The organism is Pseudomonas sp. RC4D1 (assembly GCF_018390395.1).
Classification (GTDB): Bacteria; Pseudomonadota; Gammaproteobacteria; order Pseudomonadales; family Pseudomonadaceae; genus Aquipseudomonas; species Aquipseudomonas danubii.
This window is the reverse complement of record NZ_JAHBAW010000001.1, coordinates 2,384,169-2,399,273: the sequence shown is the minus strand read 5'-3', so window position 1 is coordinate 2,399,273 and position 15,105 is coordinate 2,384,169. Positions and strand designations below refer to the sequence as shown.

Below are 15,105 nucleotides of genomic sequence, written 5' to 3'. Positions count from 1 at the left end.
CGGCGCAATCGTGGGGTACTACTCTGCGGTGCGCTTGAGGCAGATAATCGGCGTAACTCGATGACTCACCAATCGTCCCCCGTCCATCCCGGGGACAAACAAATTGCCCCTGCGCTTTCCTGATAAACTCCGCGCTATCAGATCTTTTGTTCACGATGCGAAGAAGCTTGCTTCATTTGCCGCCGTAACGTCTCAAAGCAGAACCTCATGTCCTTGAACAACGAAACCTCCCTACAGCAAAGCTTTTCACGTCGTTTCTCAGTGGCGCCGATGATGGATTGGACTGATCGTCACTGCCGATTCTTCCTGCGTCTACTGTCCAAACACACCCTGCTCTACACCGAGATGGTCACCACCGGTGCGCTGCTCAACGGTGATCATGAACGCTTCCTGCGCTATCACCAGTCCGAACATCCTTTGGCACTGCAGCTGGGCGGCAGTAACCCGGCGAACCTCGCGGCCTGCGCGCGTATGGCCCAGGAGCACGGTTATGACGAGGTCAACCTGAATGTCGGTTGCCCAAGCGATCGGGTGCAGAACAATATGATCGGCGCCTGCCTGATGGGGCATCCGGCGCTGGTGGCCGATTGCGTGAAGGCCATGCGCGATGCGGTGTCGATTCCGGTGACAGTCAAGCATCGCATCGGGATCAACGGTCGTGACAGTTATGCCGAACTGTGTGATTTCGTCGGCCAGGTCCAGGATGCCGGCTGCAGCAGTTTTACCGTGCATGCACGGATCGCGATTCTCGAAGGGCTATCGCCCAAGGAGAACCGGGATATTCCACCGCTGCGCTATGACGTGGCCGCACAGTTGAAGGCGGATTTCCCGCAGCTGGAAGTCATCCTTAACGGTGGAATCAAGACCCTGGAGGCCTGCCATGAACATCTGCAGACCTTTGATGGGGTGATGTTGGGTCGTGAGGCATATCACAATCCCTATCTGCTGGCCGAGGTGGACCAACAGCTGTTCGGCAGCACCGCACCGGTCATTTCCCGGGCCGAGGCCCTGGCGCAGCTGCGACCTTATATTGCCGAGCATCTGGCTTGCGGCGGCGCGATGCACCACATCACTCGCCATGTGCTGGGACTGGGGACGGGCTTCCCTGGGGCTCGCAAGTTTCGCCAGTTGTTGTCGGTGGATATTCACAAGACCAAGGACCCACTGGGCCTGCTGGATCAGGCCGGGCAACTGCTTGAAGGGCGTTAACCATCAGCCGGGTTGAACCTGATCTGGCTTTTGGTATCTCAATTACCTGAATCACGCCCCAGCATTCAAACACCTGTTTTCAGGCCGCCGCCCTTGGGGCCGTTGTAAGCCTTCCGCGCCCTTGAGCGCCTGACAGCGCTCGGGTAATGTCATCAGACCCATAGGACAGAGCACGCTCATGACTTCCAAGCTGGAACAACTGAAGAAAATCACTACCGTGGTAGCCGATACCGGCGACTTCGACGCTATCGCCCGGGTCAAGCCGGTGGATGCCACCACCAACCCTTCGCTGCTGCTCAAGGCAGCAGCCATTCCTGGCTATGCCGACCTGTTGAACGCTTGCGTCAGCGACTGCAAGGGTGATGTCGGTCTGGCCAGCGATCGCTTTGGCGTAGCTGTCGGCCAAGAGATTCTCAAGGTCATTCCCGGTCGTATTTCCACTGAAGTAGACGCCCGGCTGTCGTTCGACACTGACGCGATGCTCAAACGCGCCCATCGCCTGGTCGAACTCTATGAAAAGGCTGGCGTAGGACGCGATCGAGTGCTGATCAAAATCGCTTCCACCTGGGAAGGCATTCGTGCCGCCGAGAAGCTGGAGCGTGAAGGCATCCAGACCAACCTGACCCTGCTGTTTTCCTTCGCTCAGGCCGTGGCCTGCGCCGAAGCTGGAGTCTTCCTGATCTCGCCATTTGTGGGTCGGATCTACGATTGGTACAAAAAAGCCAACGGTAGCGACTACACCGGCGCCGATGATCCGGGCGTACAGTCGGTCACACGCATCTACAACTACTACAAGGCCAACGACTACAAGACCGTGGTCATGGGTGCCAGCTTCCGCAACCTGAACCAGATCGAGCAACTGGCCGGCTGTGACCGCCTTACCATCAGCCCAGACCTGATCGAGAAGCTGGCAGCCGACACTGGCCAGCTAGAGCGCAAGCTGAGCCCGGGCAAGACCGGCGAAGCCCGTCAGAGCCTGAACGAATCGCAGTTCCGCTGGGCCTCCAATGAAGATGCCATGGCCACCGAGAAACTGGCCGAGGGCATTCGCCAGTTTGCCCGTGACCAGGAAAAGCTCGAAGCCCTGCTGGCTGCCAAGCTCTGATTACTCAGTACCAACGCAAAAAGGGCGAACCCTCACAGGTTCGCCCTTTTTTATGCCGTGCGTTTCAGCGAATCAGTGACGCTCCAGAGCGTTCACCAGATCGTGGAAGGCTTCGCGGTTGGAGTCGTTGAGCCCCATCAGGATCTTGTGAGCCTCCAGGACCTTAATCCGCACCACTTCTTCCGACTGGTCCTGGGAAGGCAAGTCGGCCAGGCATTCCGGGCAAGGAATCGGACGATCGACGATGTTGAACACCTGATCGAAGCCCATGGACTGCAACAGCCGGGTAATGTCTTCGTGGGTGGTGACGACGGTGGGCAATAGACCTACCTTCTGCCGCGATAGGATCGACAACTTGGCCAGCAGGCCCAGAGTAGTACTGTCGATGCTGCGGGTTTCAGTGAGGTCGATCACGATCGCCGAGAAATTCAGCGCAGTGAAAATCCGCTCAATAGTCGCATCCAACGCCGAACACAGGGTCAGGCGCACTTCACCGATGAACTTCAGGACAAAAGTGCCGTCCTGCTCGGCGAACTGGATTCTACCGGTACTCATTAAAGGTTCCTGCTCAACACTAACAGGGCGATATCATCCGGCATCTCCCCTAGCGTGGCCAATCCAAAAACTTGCCGCAGGCCATCCAGGCTGCCGCCCGCAGCTCTCACCCGTTCAGGCAAGGCCGCTTCTTTTTCTTTGAGTGTAGGTTCGGGCAAAAGGTCCAGAATGCCATCGGACATCAGCGTCAAGCTGAACACCGGGGGCAGTTCCAGAATGTGGTCTTCATAGGTAGCCTCGTTGAACAGCCCCACCGGCAAACCACGCCCTTCCAGATAACGCACACTGTCTGGTGTGTACAACACCGGCAACGGCAAGTGCCCGCCAATGCTATAGGTCAACAAACCAGTCTCCTCGTCGATAACTCCACCGACCATCGTGACGTGTTTGCCCAGCTTACAACTGATCAGGCCACGGTTGATATGGCCCAGTACTTCCGAAGGCTTGAATTCCGGCAAGGTACCGTTGCGCTTGGACTCGAACAGCAGGCGCGTGGTCATGAACTTCAACAGCACGGTGACGAAGGCTGATGACGCACCATGGCCGGAAACGTCAGCCAGGTAGAAGGCAACCCGACGCTCGTCGACGCGGAAGTAGTCGACGAAATCCCCCGACAGGTAGAGCGAAGGGATGATCTGGTGCGCGAAATTAAACTCATCGATCGACCAGGGACTGGTGGGCAGCATGTTCATCTGCACCTGGCGACCGGCGTTCTGATCTTCCCGAAGCAGATTGAGGCTGGCCTCGAGTTCGCGGTTGGCGGCTTCGAGCTTTTCTCGATAACGCTGGTTTTCCAGCAACAAGCGCGCCCGATCCAGGGCTCGACGCACCGAGTGCTCGAGCACGGCCAGATCTTCCAGAGGCTTGATCAGGTAGTCCGCCGCACCCAGGCGCAGCGCTTCAACCGCGTCGTTCATCACGCCCGCCCCCGAAACCACCATCACCGGGGTTTGCGGCGACAACTCGGTCACTTGACGGATAAGTTCGAGACCGCCCATCTGCGGCATGCGCAGATCGCAGATCACCAGATCGGGGTTGTCGCGCTGGAATACCTGAAGACCCTGCTGGCCGTTAGCAGCCTGCAGTACGCTGAAGCCACTGTCTTCCAAATAGGCCGCGAGACTCGCGCGTACTACTTCGTCGTCATCGATTATCAGCAGCGTGGCACTGGTTTTTTGCATGTGGGCAAACGGCGCCAGAATTAGGTTGGCGTAGGTGGCTTGGCCCAAGGCCTGGCGCACGCTACTGGATTCGCTTTCTAGCCACTCTGAAGTGGAGCCAGGACCTTCAGCCCTGCACGCCCGCTCATCAGAGGTGCCCTTCTAAGGCGCAGACGGTACTCCCATCCGCGGGGCGTTTCAAGCTCATGCCGATGGTCGCCTGACGTCTTTACACCGCAAATCACCGGGAGTTATAAAAACCGCTAAAACCGCAACTCAATCGCAGGATGGAACCCATGAATCAAAACCAGCGTGACTACAGTGAAAAGCGCGATTACATCCGTATGCGGGTGGATGCCGAGGTCACGCTGATCCACCAGGGACAGGTGATAGAAGCGGTCTGCATTGACCTTTCCAGCAGCGGCATGCAGGTCCAGGCGCCCCGTTCATTTCAGGTCGGCGACCTACTGAGTGTGCGTATCGACTCGGAGCATGCAGCCCTCAGAGGCCTGGAAGCGGAGACCGAAGTGGTCTGGGTCAACTCACAGGAGGGTGGCGGCCAGAAACTTGGGCTTACAATCCTTAAGATGAAGTAAAACTTACTCCCATGAAAAAGGCGGCCTGATGGCCGCCTTTTCAGTTTCTGCAAGACAGTCGCCCGATCAGAAGTCGTCTTCGACCTGACCATCCTTGACCTTGAATTCACGATTCTGCAGATAGGCATTGCGCACAAAGGTGTAGCGATCACCGCGAATCAGCTTGTCCGCAGCCAGCAGGCTGGCACGAGTATCAACCACGTTCACGCCCATGGTGATGTTGCGCGCAGGGATGTCGTTCATGTAGCGATAAGGCAAGGTGTAGCTGTCCACATACTTGGCCGGCGCGTCACGCAGGGTGCTAGGGCCCAGTAACGGCAGCATCACGTAAGGACCGCTGCCCACGCCCCAATAGCCGAGGGTCTGGCCAAAGTCTTCGTCATTGCGCTGCAGGCCCATCTGGGTACCGACGTCAAAGAAGCCCGCCAGCCCCAACGTGGTGTTCATCAGCAGGCGCGCAGTATCCACACCGGCAGCACGAGGCTTGGCCTGGAGGATGTCGTTGGCCAGGTTGCCGACGTCACCAAGGTTGCGGAACATGTTGTGGATACCGTCTTCCAGAAACTGCGGCGTCACGGCCTGGTAGCCTTGGGCCAGCGGCTTCAGGGCATAGGTATCAAGGGTATCGTTGAACGTGAAGATGGGACGGTTGATGCTTTCCCACGGGTCCTCTTCGGCCGCCTGGGCGACCAGGGGAGCCAGCGTCACACCGGCACTCATACATAGCGGAACTAGATAACGGCTCCAGCGCATAGCAGGAAACTCCTTGGATTGTTCTCTCGTGGGGCTATGCCCTGAGGTTAGGTCGAGGAGTATAAAGCGGATAGGCCTGTTTAGGCAGCATCACTGCAAGCAGCCTGGAGGCATCAGTCACTCAATCCTGTTCGCATTCACCTCACTGTCACCTGCATGTCATCTTCCCCGGCTAGCCTCGAGAAGAATTTCAAGGATGTTGATATGCCCCACGCCGATGCCTTAGCCCAGACTGCAGCGCCATTGACCGCGGTGCTCTTCGGCCTCAGTGGCTGCCTGGTGGATTTCGGTGCGCGCACGCGCCTGCAAACCACCACGCGCCCTGGCCCGGAACAGGTCCGGACCACTCCAGGAGCTTTGGACACCTTGCGTCATCTGCAACAACTGGGCATTCCCTGCGCCTGGCTCGAGCAACTACCCTGCGCCAGCAGCAGCCACCTGGCCGCCGCCCTGCCCGACTGGATCAAACCCACCCCCGCCGCCCCCGCTCCCTGGCCCGCTCCTGACGCCTGCTGGCAGGCGCTGATGACCCTCAAGGTGTCCCGCCTCGAGGGTTGTGTACTGGTCAGCGGCGAACCGCAACTTCTGCAGTCTGGGCTCAACGCCGGTCTCTGGACCATAGGTCTGGCCTCCTGCGGGTCCCTGTGCGGCCTGACGCCAAGTGAATGGCAGGCCCTGAGCCAGCAGGAGCGCGAACTCAAGCGCGGCAAGGCCACCCTGCAACTCTTCGGTCTGGGGGTGCACTCGGTCATCGATCACCTGGGGGACCTGAACACCTGCCTGGCGGACATCGAACTGCGCCGGCTCAAAGGTGAAAAACCCTGACATAAGCCTGTTGATCAGGATCATGCACAGTGCCCGGGAGTGGATTACTCTAAGCCGTGGGCATGGACCTTTGCCTCAAACGCGCGGTCCATCCCTGTGCCTATCAATAAAGGGAGAACGCCATGCCTGCCCGCGAACTGCAAGAACAACTCGATACCCTGCGCGAGCAATTGGAGCAGAACCCACCGCTTTCGGAAGCCGAGCGCGCCAATCTGCAGGAACTGATGCAGCAGATCGAACTGCAACTCAAGCTGGAGACCAGCACCCACGACGCCAGCCTCGCCGACGGCGTCAACCTGGCAGTGGAACGCTTCGAACTGGAACATCCGGCCATCGCCGGAACCCTGCGCAATATCGTCCAGACCCTGGGCAACATCGGTATCTGATAGCGCCCGATAACACCGTCCCATAAAAACAAAGCCCCGCATCATTTGCGGGGCTTCTGCTTACTGGCGAACCAATCGCTGATTGGCGAACTCAACCGTTTCGGTACTGCGGTACGGATTGATATCCAGCCCGCCGCGACGCACATAGCGAGCGTAGACGGTGAGTTTCTCGGGTTTGAGCAACCGCTGCAGATCAAGGAAAATCCGCTCCACGCATTGCTCATGGAAGTCCGAGTGCTGACGGAAACTCACCAGATAGGCCAGCAGGCTGGCGTGATCCAGCGCCGCGCCACGGTACTCCACCACGACACTGCCCCAGTCCGGCTGGCTGGTCACAGGGCAATTGGATTTGAGCAAGTGGCTGTGCACACTTTCCTCCACCACTTGCGAATCATCGCAACGCAGCAGCTCAGGTCGCGGATGCTCATAGCTGTCGACACTGATATCCAGCTCGTCGATGCAGATGCCTGGCAGTGCCACCACACCTTGCGCCTCGACCTCACCAAGGCTGCGAATACGCACCCCTACGGGCTTGCCTGCGGCGGCCGAGAGATCCTGACGCAAAGTCGCCTCAAGCGTCGCTCGATCAGCGAAGGGGGTCTGGTTCAACGAATTGAGGTACAGCTTGAAAGACTTGGACTCGATGATGTTCGGCGAATCTGCAGGAATGCTGAATTCACCAATGGCCACCACCGGCTTGCCTGAAGGCAGCAGCCAGGACAATTCGAAGCAGTTCCAGAAATCCACTCCCTTATACGGCAGGGTATCGGCACTCAAGCCCAGCTCGGCCCATTTTGCTGCCCGGGGAATCGGGAACAGCAGGGATGGCGTGTAAGTGGAAACGTATTCACTGGACTTGCCCAGCGGCGAATGTTCGGCTGCGGGATGCATGGCGGAAACCTGACTGAAGAATCAGCGGATTCTACCAGCCTTTGCTCCCGCCTTTGAGCCCCGAACGCTTACGGGCTGACTGTCAGCTTGCCGACCATGCCGGCCTGGTAGTGCCCGGGAACATTGCAGGCGAATTCCAGGCTGCCGCTTTTGCTGAAGGTCCAGGTCAGGTCGGCCTGCTTGCCAGGCTCCACCAGCACACTGTTGGGATCGTCATGCTGCATGCCGTGATCCATGCCCGCCATTGAGCCGTGGCCCATGGCTGCGTGATCCATGGTTTTCATTGCGGTGGGCGTAAGCATCCCGCTTTGCTGCATCTTGAGCATTTCCTGCTGGTGCTCGGCATGCATCGCCGCGTTACCCAGGTTGAATTCGTGGAGCAGTTGCCCCTTGTTGATCAACACAAAACGCACAGTCTCGCCGGCCTTGATCTCCAGGACCTTGGGATTGAAAGACATATCGCCCATCACCACCTCGACCACCCGAGTGGCCTTGGCGGCCGCGGCCGGCTGGCCGAAGTCATAAGAGGCCGCCGGTGAAGCCCAGAGCGGTACGCTCAACAGCATCAGACAGCCTCCCAGGGCCGAGCGGCATCGCAACAACAGGTTTTGCAGATTCATCGTCAGGCTCCAACAAGATCAGGATTGAGCATGTGGCAAACTCTAACGGCCCAGCGCTGCCAGCCAGCTGACGGCTAGATTACAACTTTGTCAGCTTGATCTGCCCTGCCCCCCGGCAAGGTATAAAGCCCGGGTTACACAAGCCACGAGTACCACCATGAAACTGTTGATCGTCGAAGACCAGCCGAAAACCGGCCAGTACCTGCGCCAAGGCTTGAGCGAAGCCGGCTTCAATGCCGAGCTGGTAGCGGATGGCAATACCGGCCAGCACCTGGCGCTGACCGGTGACTACGCCCTGTTGATTCTCGACGTGATGCTCCCGGGACGCGACGGTTGGCAGATCCTCCAGGCCGTACGCAGCGCCGGCCTGGACATCCCTGTGTTGTTCCTCACCGCCAGAGACGCCGTAGAGGACCGAGTCCACGGCCTGGAACTGGGAGCCGACGACTATCTGGTCAAGCCCTTTGCCTTCTCCGAACTGCTGGCCCGGGTTCGCAGCCTGCTGCGCCGGGGTAGCGTGATGACCCAGGAAACCAGCCTGCAACTGGCTGACCTGCGCCTGGACCTGATCCGCCGCCGGGTAGAACGCAGCGGCCAGCGCATTGATCTGACCGCCAAGGAGTTCGCCTTGCTGGAAATGCTCCTGCGACGCCAGGGAGAAGTCCTGCCCAAATCGCTGATCGCCTCCCAGGTCTGGGACATGAACTTCGACAGCGACACCAACGTCATCGAAGTAGCAATCCGCCGCCTGCGCCTGAAAATCGATGACGAATACCCGAACAAGCTGATCCATACCGTACGCGGCATGGGGTATGTGCTCGAAGAGCGTCCGGCCTGATGCGCCGCCTGTCACTCAGCGCACGCCTGGCGCTGCTGTTCGCCGCCTGCACCGCCGTGGTCTCGCTATTTGCAGGGGTGCTGTTCAGTCGCGCCAGCGAAGCCCACTTCATCGAACTGGACCAGCAACTGCTGGACGGCAAGCTGATCGCCCTGCGCAGCGTCTTGCAGGATGTGACCGAGGCCCGAGATTTTGCCCGGTATCAGGCACGGCTGCAGGACGAGCTGAGCCATCAACCGGACCTGGCCCTGCGGATTATCGGCAGTGACGGCCAACTCTGGTTCAACAGTGCCCCCGCCCTGCCCGCCTCCTTGCCCAGCGAAGCCGGCCTGCACAATCTGAATCTGAACAGTGCTGCCTACCGGATCTACTCCGCGCCACTCAAGCCAGGTCAAACCGACTCGCCACAGCTGGCCCTGCTGCTGAATATCACCCATCACCAGCACTTTCTGCAGCGCATGCAGCACCTGATCTGGCTCACAGTAGGGCTCTCGGCCCTGGCCACTGCCCTGCTTGGTGCCTGGGCCGCCCGCAGCGGCCTGCGCCCCTTGCGACGCATGAGCGCAGTGGCCGCAGGAGTCTCCGCCAGTTCCCTGACCCAGCGCCTGCCCCAGGAACAGATGCCCGTCGAACTGGCCGACCTGGCCAGCAGCTTCAACGCCATGCTCGGCCGCCTTGAGGAATCCTTCCAACGCCTTTCGGCCTTTTCCGCTGATATTGCCCACGAGTTGCGCACGCCCCTGTCGAATCTGCTGACCCACACCCAAGTCACCCTGACCCGCCCGAGAGCGATCGAGGACTACCGCGAAGCCCTGCACAGCAACCTCGAGGAACTGCAATGGATGGCGCAACTGGTCAACGACATGCTGTACCTGGCCAAGGCCGACCATGGGCTGCTGACCCCGAAATGCGAAGCACTGGAGCTGGCCGAGGAAACCGACATGCTGTTGGAGTTCTATGGCCCCCTGGCGGAAGACGCGAACGTCAGCCTGAGCCGTGAAGGCCATGCCGGCTTTATCGGCGATCGCAGCATGCTGCGTCGTGCGCTGTCCAACCTGCTGGACAATGCCCTGCGCTTCACACCTCCTGGAGGATCGGTCCAGGTACGGATCAGCGACAGCCTACAGGGCTTGAACCTGAGCATCGAAAACAGCGGAGAGGGTATCGCCAGGGAGGTACTGCCGCGGTTGTTCGACCGTTTCTACCGGGTAGATCCGGCGCGACGCGAGGGCAGCAGTGAACATGCAGGATTGGGACTGGCGATCACGCAATCGATCATTCGCGCCCATGGCGGACAGATACGTTGCGAATCGGAAGCGGGCTGGACACGCTTCGTGATCGAGTTGCCGAGCAAGCGTTGAGAGCCTGTTCACCGGCAAGCCGGCTCCTTCACCAATCAGGCAGGAGCCGGCTTGCCGGCGAGAGCGGATCTCAGGAATACCGCAAAGCGTGAGCCGGCTCGACCTTGGACGCGCGCCAGGCCGGATACACAGTGGCCAGGAAGCTGAGGATGAACCCAGCGCTACAAATCAGCGCCACATCCCCGCCCTGCAGTTCGGAAGGCAGGTTGCTGACAAAGTACACATCCGAACTGAAAATCTGCTGGCCGCTGATCCGCTCCAGCCAGCCCACCAGCTCGCTCACGTTCAACGCCGCAATGACCCCTAGCACCCCACCGATCAGGGTGCCGACAATCCCGATCACCGTGCCCTGGACCATGAAGATCGCCATGATCTGCCGCGGCGTGGCGCCGATGGTGCGCAGGATTGCGATGTCCGCGCCCTTGTCGTTCACCACCATGATCAGGGTGGCGATGATGTTGAACGCCGCCACCGCGACGATCATCAGCAGCAACAGGCCGATCATGGTCTTTTCCATCTTCATTGCGCTGAACAGGCTGCCCTGGGTGTGGGTCCAGTCATCGGCGCGGAAGTCCGCACCCAGCCCCTTGGCGATATCCACCGCCACCTGTGGCGCGGCATACAGATCCTTGACCGCCAGGCGCACGCTCTGCACCTGATTGGGCTGCCAGCGCTGCATCTCTGCGGCGTCGGCCATATGGATCAGGCCCATGGAGCCATCCAGCTCGGCGCCCACCTTGAACACCCCCACCACGTTCAGGCGCTGCATACGCGGGGTGATACCCCCTGGGGCCGTACTCACTTCAGGCACGATCAGGGTCAGCTTGTCGCCGACATTCAAGCGGAAACGCCGGGCCGTGATCTCGCCGATCACCACACCGAACTCGCCGGGTTTCAGGTCCTGCAGGCTGCCCTGGACAATATGCTGGGCGACGATGGACACCTTGCCCTCCTGGGCCGGGTCGATACCGCTGATCTGGATCGGTTGCATCGCCCCCTTGTAGGAGAGCATGCCTTCCATCTCGGTGAAGGGCACCGCCGCAGTGACTTCCGGGTTCTTCAGGGCCGCTGCGGCCACTGGTTGCCAGTCATCAATGGGCTTGACCCCGACGATGGTGGCGTGGGGCACCATACCGAGGATGCGCGAGCTCATTTCCCGCTGGAAGCCGTTCATCACCGACAGCACCACGATCATCGCCAAAACGCCCAGGGCGAGGCCGATCATCGAGGTCATGGAAATGAACGAGACAAAACGATTGCGCCGCTTGGCGCGGGTGTAGCGCGTGCCGATAAAGATCGATAAGGGTCTGAACATGGGCAAGGCACCCTGGAAAAATTAATGACCCGGTGTCGACGGGCCAGCCGCCGACACCGCGTGCGGCCGCATCAGATGGCGACCAGGTGACCTTCTTGCAGGTGCAGTACGCGATCCATCTGCCGGGCCAGGTTCATATCGTGCGTCACCACCAGGAAGGCGGTACGCATCGAAGTGCTGAGTTCCAGCATCAGGTCCTGAATGCCCTGGGCCGTGTGCGAGTCGAGGTTGCCAGTGGGCTCATCGAGCATCACCAGCCCCGGCTGGTTCACCAGGGCCCGGGCGATGGCTACCCGCTGGCGCTCACCACCGGACAGTTCGGCCGGTTTGTGCTCCAGGCGATGACCCAGGCCGACCCGCTCCAGCAGCGCAGTAGCACGCTGACGGGCTTCAGGAATCGGTGTACGGCCGATCAGCAGCGGCATGCAGACGTTCTCCAGCGCGGTGAACTCTGGCAGCAGGTGGTGGAACTGGTAGACGAAGCCCAGGGCGCGATTACGCAATTGACCGCGAGCCTTCTCACCCAGCGCCGAGAGTTCTTCGCCGGCCAGCCAGACGCTGCCCTTGGAGGGCGTATCCAGGCCGCCCAGCAAGTTGAGCAAAGTACTCTTGCCGGAGCCCGACGTACCGACGATGGCCACTCGCTCCCCCGGATGCAGTTCCAGTTGCAGGCCGGACAGGACCACCACCGATTCCGGACCTTCCTCGTAGGACTTGCCCAGGTCACGGCAGCTCAGGATTGCTTTTTCACTCATGCCCAACTCACTCATAACGTAGCGCCTCCGCAGGCTGGGTGCGCGCCGCACGCCAGGCTGGATACAGGGTGGCGAGGAAACTCAGGACCAATGCCGCGCCGCAGACCATCAACACGTCCTCGGCCATCAGTTGCGACGGCAGGTAGTCGATGAAGTACACGTCGGCATTCAGGAATTTATGGCCGATCAGGCCTTCGAGGGCGGAGATCGCAGCACTGACATTCAAGGCTGCGAGCATCCCCAGCACCGCACCGATCAGGGTGCCGACCACACCGATCACCGTGCCCTGGACCATGAAGATCGCCATGATGGTGCCCGGCGTAGCGCCCAGGGTGCGCAGAATAGCGATGTCGCCCTTTTTGTCGTTCACCACCATCACCAGGGTCGAGATGATGTTGAACGCAGCCACCGCGACGATCAGCAGCAAGAGCAGGCCGATCATGGCTTTTTCCATGCGGATGGCCTGGTACAGGTTGCCATGAGTACGGGTCCAGTCACGGGCGTAGAAATGGTTCTCGCCCAACTGCTGGGCGATTTCCCAAGCGGTGCGCGGGGCCTGGAACAGATCGTCGAACTTCAGCCGCAGGCCCTGGACCTGATCCGACTTCCAGCGGTGTAAGCGGCCCAGGTCTTCCAGGTTGGTCAGGCCCAGGTAGCCGTCGATCTCGCCGGCGCCGACATGAAAGATGCCCACCACGGTAAAGCGCTTCATCCGCGGGAACATGCCGGCCGGGGTCACCGTGACTTCCGGGGCAACGAAGGTCAGCTTGTCCCCCAGGCCAACACCCAGCTTGGCGGCCGCCTTATCGCCGATGACGATACCGAAGCTACCGGGCGCCAGAGCATCCAGCTGCCCCCGCTGCATGAAGTGGTCGATGATCGACACCTGCCGCTCTTTGCCAGGATCTATGGCATTGAGCAGCACCTTCTGCACCTGGCCGTTGTTGGTCAGCAGGCCCTGCATTTGGGTGAATGGCGCCACCGCCAGCACTTTCGGGTTCTGCTTGACCTTGTCGGCCAGGCTTTGCCAGTCGCTGATGGGTTCACCGGACTCGATGGTGGCGTGGGGCACCATGCCCAGCACGCGGGTGCGCATCTCATGATCGAAGCCGTTCATCACCGACAGCACCACGATCATCACGATCACGCCGAGGGCGAGTCCGATCATCGAGGTCAGGGAAATGAATGACACAAAATGATTGCGACGCTTTGCACGGGTGTAACGCGTGCCGATAAAAGCAAACAGAGGTCTGAACATGTCGGGGCTTGTGCAGAGGAAAAGAAGACGTCCTTGTGGCGGGGCCTGGTAAGCAGCTTTACACTCAGACCACTGCCTCTACCATGGGTTCGCCATGTCGACATTAGATGAAGAAGATCGCCGCGAATACTACCGTATCGAGGACACGATCGCACTGGAAATTAGCCCCTTGTCCGCCCACGACGCGGCGAGCAAGGAAGTGTTGCAGGATGAGTCTCCGCTGTTCAATCTACTCAGCGAACTGCACCTGAGCGAATTCGAATCCCAGCACCTGCTGCGTCAGGTCAACGAGCGCGATCGCACCCTGGCCAGCTACCTCAAGGCCATGAACAAGCGCATCGACCTGCTCAGCCAGGTGGTGGCGCAGACCGTGTTCGGCAAGTTCGGCGAGCCGCAGCGGGTCACCCTTTCCGAAGGCGGCATCGAGTTCAACCACCACCTGAGCTATCCCAGCGGCAGCCACCTGGCGGTGAAACTGCTGTTGATGCCGCAAGCCCTGGGCCTGCTACTGCGAGCCCGGGTCATCCACTGTGAGCCACAGAGCTTCGGCACCTTCGAGATCGGCACCGAATTCGAAGCATTGACCGATGCCCAGCGCCAACTGCTGGCGCGCTACATCCTGCAAAAACAGGCTCAGCAACGCCGCATGGCCCGGGACCAGACAGACCCCGCCGCTGGTTGAGCCGCAAGCCTGACCCCCTCTTAAGGAACAACATCCGTGAAGGAGCAATTGTGACCCTGATCTATGGCCATCGCGGCGCTAAAGGCGAAGCACCGGAAAACACCCTGACCAGCTTTCAGGAATGTCTCAAGCACGGCGTGCGCCGCTGCGAGCTCGACCTGCACCTGTCCATGGACGGCGAGCTGATGGTGATTCACGACCCGACCCTCAAGCGCACCACTGACCGGCGCGGCAAGGTGGTGGAGCATTCCGCCGCCGAACTGGTGACCTACGACGCACGCAAAGGCGGCCCGGGCTGGGTCAGCCCCTGCCCTATTCCGCGCCTGGAAGAGCTGTTCGAAAAATGCGATTTCGAACACTGGCAGTTGGAGGTCAAGAGTGCCTCGCGCACCCGCGCCGCCACCACGGTGCTGGCAATTCGGGAAATGGCCCAACGCTTCGGCCTGCTGGACAAGGTCACCGTGACCTCAAGCTCGCGGGAAGTGCTGAAAGCCGCAGTCGAACTGACCCCGGACCTGTCTCGCGGACTGGTAGCCGAATACGCCTGGCTCGACCCATTGAAGGTCGCCCAGAGCTATGGCTGCGAGATTCTTGCGCTGAACTGGACCCTGTGCACCCCGGAGCGACTGCAAAGAGCGCAGCGTCAGGGCTTGCATGTGTCAGTGTGGACGGTCAACGAGCCCGCGCTGATGCGCAGGCTCGCCGACTTCGGCGTAGATAGCCTGATTACAGACTTTCCCGGTTTGGCCAGCGCCACCCTCGAGAATTACTGAAATCGGTCTCCCCGGCCGGCTCA

The 15,105-nt window shown here is 60.2% G+C and carries 17 protein-coding genes; 9 read left to right on the top strand and 8 right to left on the bottom strand.

What is annotated here, in order from left to right; translation table 11 throughout:
- Window positions 1-207 precede the first annotated feature (207 nt).
- Window positions 208-1,209: a tRNA dihydrouridine(20/20a) synthase DusA gene (gene dusA, locus KHO49_RS11000; RefSeq protein WP_213665011.1), complete on the top strand. Its 1,002-nt coding sequence runs from the start codon at window positions 208-210 to the stop codon at window positions 1,207-1,209.
- Window positions 1,210-1,387: 178 nt separating this feature from the next.
- The gene (gene tal, locus KHO49_RS10995) at window positions 1,388-2,314 is read left to right on the top strand and encodes a transaldolase (RefSeq protein WP_102863751.1); all 927 of its coding nucleotides are present in this window, start codon (window positions 1,388-1,390) and stop codon (window positions 2,312-2,314) included.
- 72 nt (window positions 2,315-2,386) lie between these two features.
- Here the strand turns inward: tal and rssC are convergent, their stop codons facing one another.
- A complete protein-coding gene (gene rssC / locus KHO49_RS10990) occupies window positions 2,387-2,869 on the bottom strand; it encodes an anti-sigma factor antagonist RssC (protein ID WP_102863752.1) in 483 nt (160 codons plus the stop codon).
- Complete coding sequence (gene rssB / locus KHO49_RS10985; RefSeq protein ID WP_213665267.1) at window positions 2,869-4,050, bottom strand: two-component system response regulator RssB; 1,182 nt, start codon at window positions 4,048-4,050, stop codon at window positions 2,869-2,871. Before rssB ends, rssC begins: the two co-directional genes overlap by 1 nt.
- 275 nt (window positions 4,051-4,325) lie before the next feature.
- On the opposite strand from rssB, the gene KHO49_RS10980 reads away from it, so the two are divergent.
- A complete protein-coding gene (locus tag KHO49_RS10980) occupies window positions 4,326-4,625 on the top strand; it encodes a PilZ domain-containing protein (RefSeq protein ID WP_102863753.1) in 300 nt (99 codons plus the stop codon).
- Between the two features lie 66 nt (window positions 4,626-4,691).
- On the opposite strand, the gene KHO49_RS10975 is transcribed toward KHO49_RS10980, so the two are convergent.
- The gene (locus KHO49_RS10975; RefSeq protein WP_102879033.1) at window positions 4,692-5,378 is read right to left on the bottom strand and encodes an MlaA family lipoprotein; all 687 of its coding nucleotides are present in this window, start codon (window positions 5,376-5,378) and stop codon (window positions 4,692-4,694) included.
- A 204-nt stretch (window positions 5,379-5,582) separates the two neighbouring features.
- Between KHO49_RS10975 and pcrP the strand changes: the two genes are divergently transcribed.
- Window positions 5,583-6,203, top strand: coding sequence for an HAD superfamily inactivated hydrolase PcrP (gene pcrP, locus KHO49_RS10970; protein ID WP_102879032.1), 621 nt, complete (start codon window positions 5,583-5,585; stop codon window positions 6,201-6,203).
- A gap of 122 nt (window positions 6,204-6,325) precedes the next feature.
- On the top strand, window positions 6,326-6,589 hold the full coding sequence (locus KHO49_RS10965; RefSeq protein ID WP_102863756.1) for a DUF4404 family protein: 264 nt from the start codon (window positions 6,326-6,328) through the stop codon (window positions 6,587-6,589).
- Window positions 6,590-6,649: 60 nt separating this feature from the next.
- Here KHO49_RS10965 and queF read toward each other — a convergent pair whose 3' ends face one another.
- Window positions 6,650-7,480 carry an NADPH-dependent 7-cyano-7-deazaguanine reductase QueF gene (gene queF, locus KHO49_RS10960; RefSeq protein WP_123392475.1) on the bottom strand — a complete coding sequence of 277 codons (831 nt, stop codon included), beginning with the start codon at window positions 7,478-7,480 and terminating at the stop codon, window positions 6,650-6,652.
- Window positions 7,481-7,548: 68 nt separating this feature from the next.
- A complete protein-coding gene (copI, locus tag KHO49_RS10955; protein WP_170002219.1) occupies window positions 7,549-8,100 on the bottom strand; it encodes a copper-resistant cuproprotein CopI in 552 nt (183 codons plus the stop codon).
- Between the two features lie 157 nt (window positions 8,101-8,257).
- Between copI and KHO49_RS10950 the strand changes: the two genes are divergently transcribed.
- Window positions 8,258-8,938 carry a heavy metal response regulator transcription factor gene (locus KHO49_RS10950; protein WP_102879031.1) on the top strand — a complete coding sequence of 227 codons (681 nt, stop codon included), beginning with the start codon at window positions 8,258-8,260 and terminating at the stop codon, window positions 8,936-8,938.
- Complete coding sequence (locus tag KHO49_RS10945; RefSeq protein ID WP_213665010.1) at window positions 8,938-10,299, top strand: heavy metal sensor histidine kinase; 1,362 nt, start codon at window positions 8,938-8,940, stop codon at window positions 10,297-10,299. Before KHO49_RS10950 ends, KHO49_RS10945 begins: the two co-directional genes overlap by 1 nt.
- A gap of 70 nt (window positions 10,300-10,369) precedes the next feature.
- On the opposite strand, the gene KHO49_RS10940 is transcribed toward KHO49_RS10945, so the two are convergent.
- The 3 genes from KHO49_RS10940 to KHO49_RS10930 form a co-directional block, all read right to left on the bottom strand.
- Complete coding sequence (locus KHO49_RS10940; protein ID WP_102863761.1) at window positions 10,370-11,614, bottom strand: lipoprotein-releasing ABC transporter permease subunit; 1,245 nt, start codon at window positions 11,612-11,614, stop codon at window positions 10,370-10,372.
- Window positions 11,615-11,685: 71 nt separating this feature from the next.
- Window positions 11,686-12,369 carry a lipoprotein-releasing ABC transporter ATP-binding protein LolD gene (lolD, locus tag KHO49_RS10935; protein WP_162884123.1) on the bottom strand — a complete coding sequence of 228 codons (684 nt, stop codon included), beginning with the start codon at window positions 12,367-12,369 and terminating at the stop codon, window positions 11,686-11,688.
- A 7-nt stretch (window positions 12,370-12,376) separates the two neighbouring features.
- Window positions 12,377-13,627 carry a lipoprotein-releasing ABC transporter permease subunit gene (locus tag KHO49_RS10930; RefSeq protein WP_213665009.1) on the bottom strand — a complete coding sequence of 417 codons (1,251 nt, stop codon included), beginning with the start codon at window positions 13,625-13,627 and terminating at the stop codon, window positions 12,377-12,379.
- Between the two features lie 94 nt (window positions 13,628-13,721).
- Here KHO49_RS10930 and KHO49_RS10925 point away from each other — a divergent pair, with 94 nt between their 5' ends.
- Window positions 13,722-14,309 (top strand): PilZ domain-containing protein, encoded by a 588-nt coding sequence (locus KHO49_RS10925; RefSeq protein ID WP_102879029.1) that lies wholly within the window; start codon window positions 13,722-13,724, stop codon window positions 14,307-14,309.
- A 50-nt stretch (window positions 14,310-14,359) separates the two neighbouring features.
- Window positions 14,360-15,082, top strand: a complete 723-nt coding sequence (locus tag KHO49_RS10920; protein ID WP_016967735.1) for a glycerophosphodiester phosphodiesterase — start codon at window positions 14,360-14,362, stop codon at window positions 15,080-15,082.
- The last annotated feature ends 23 nt before the right edge of the window (window positions 15,083-15,105 follow it).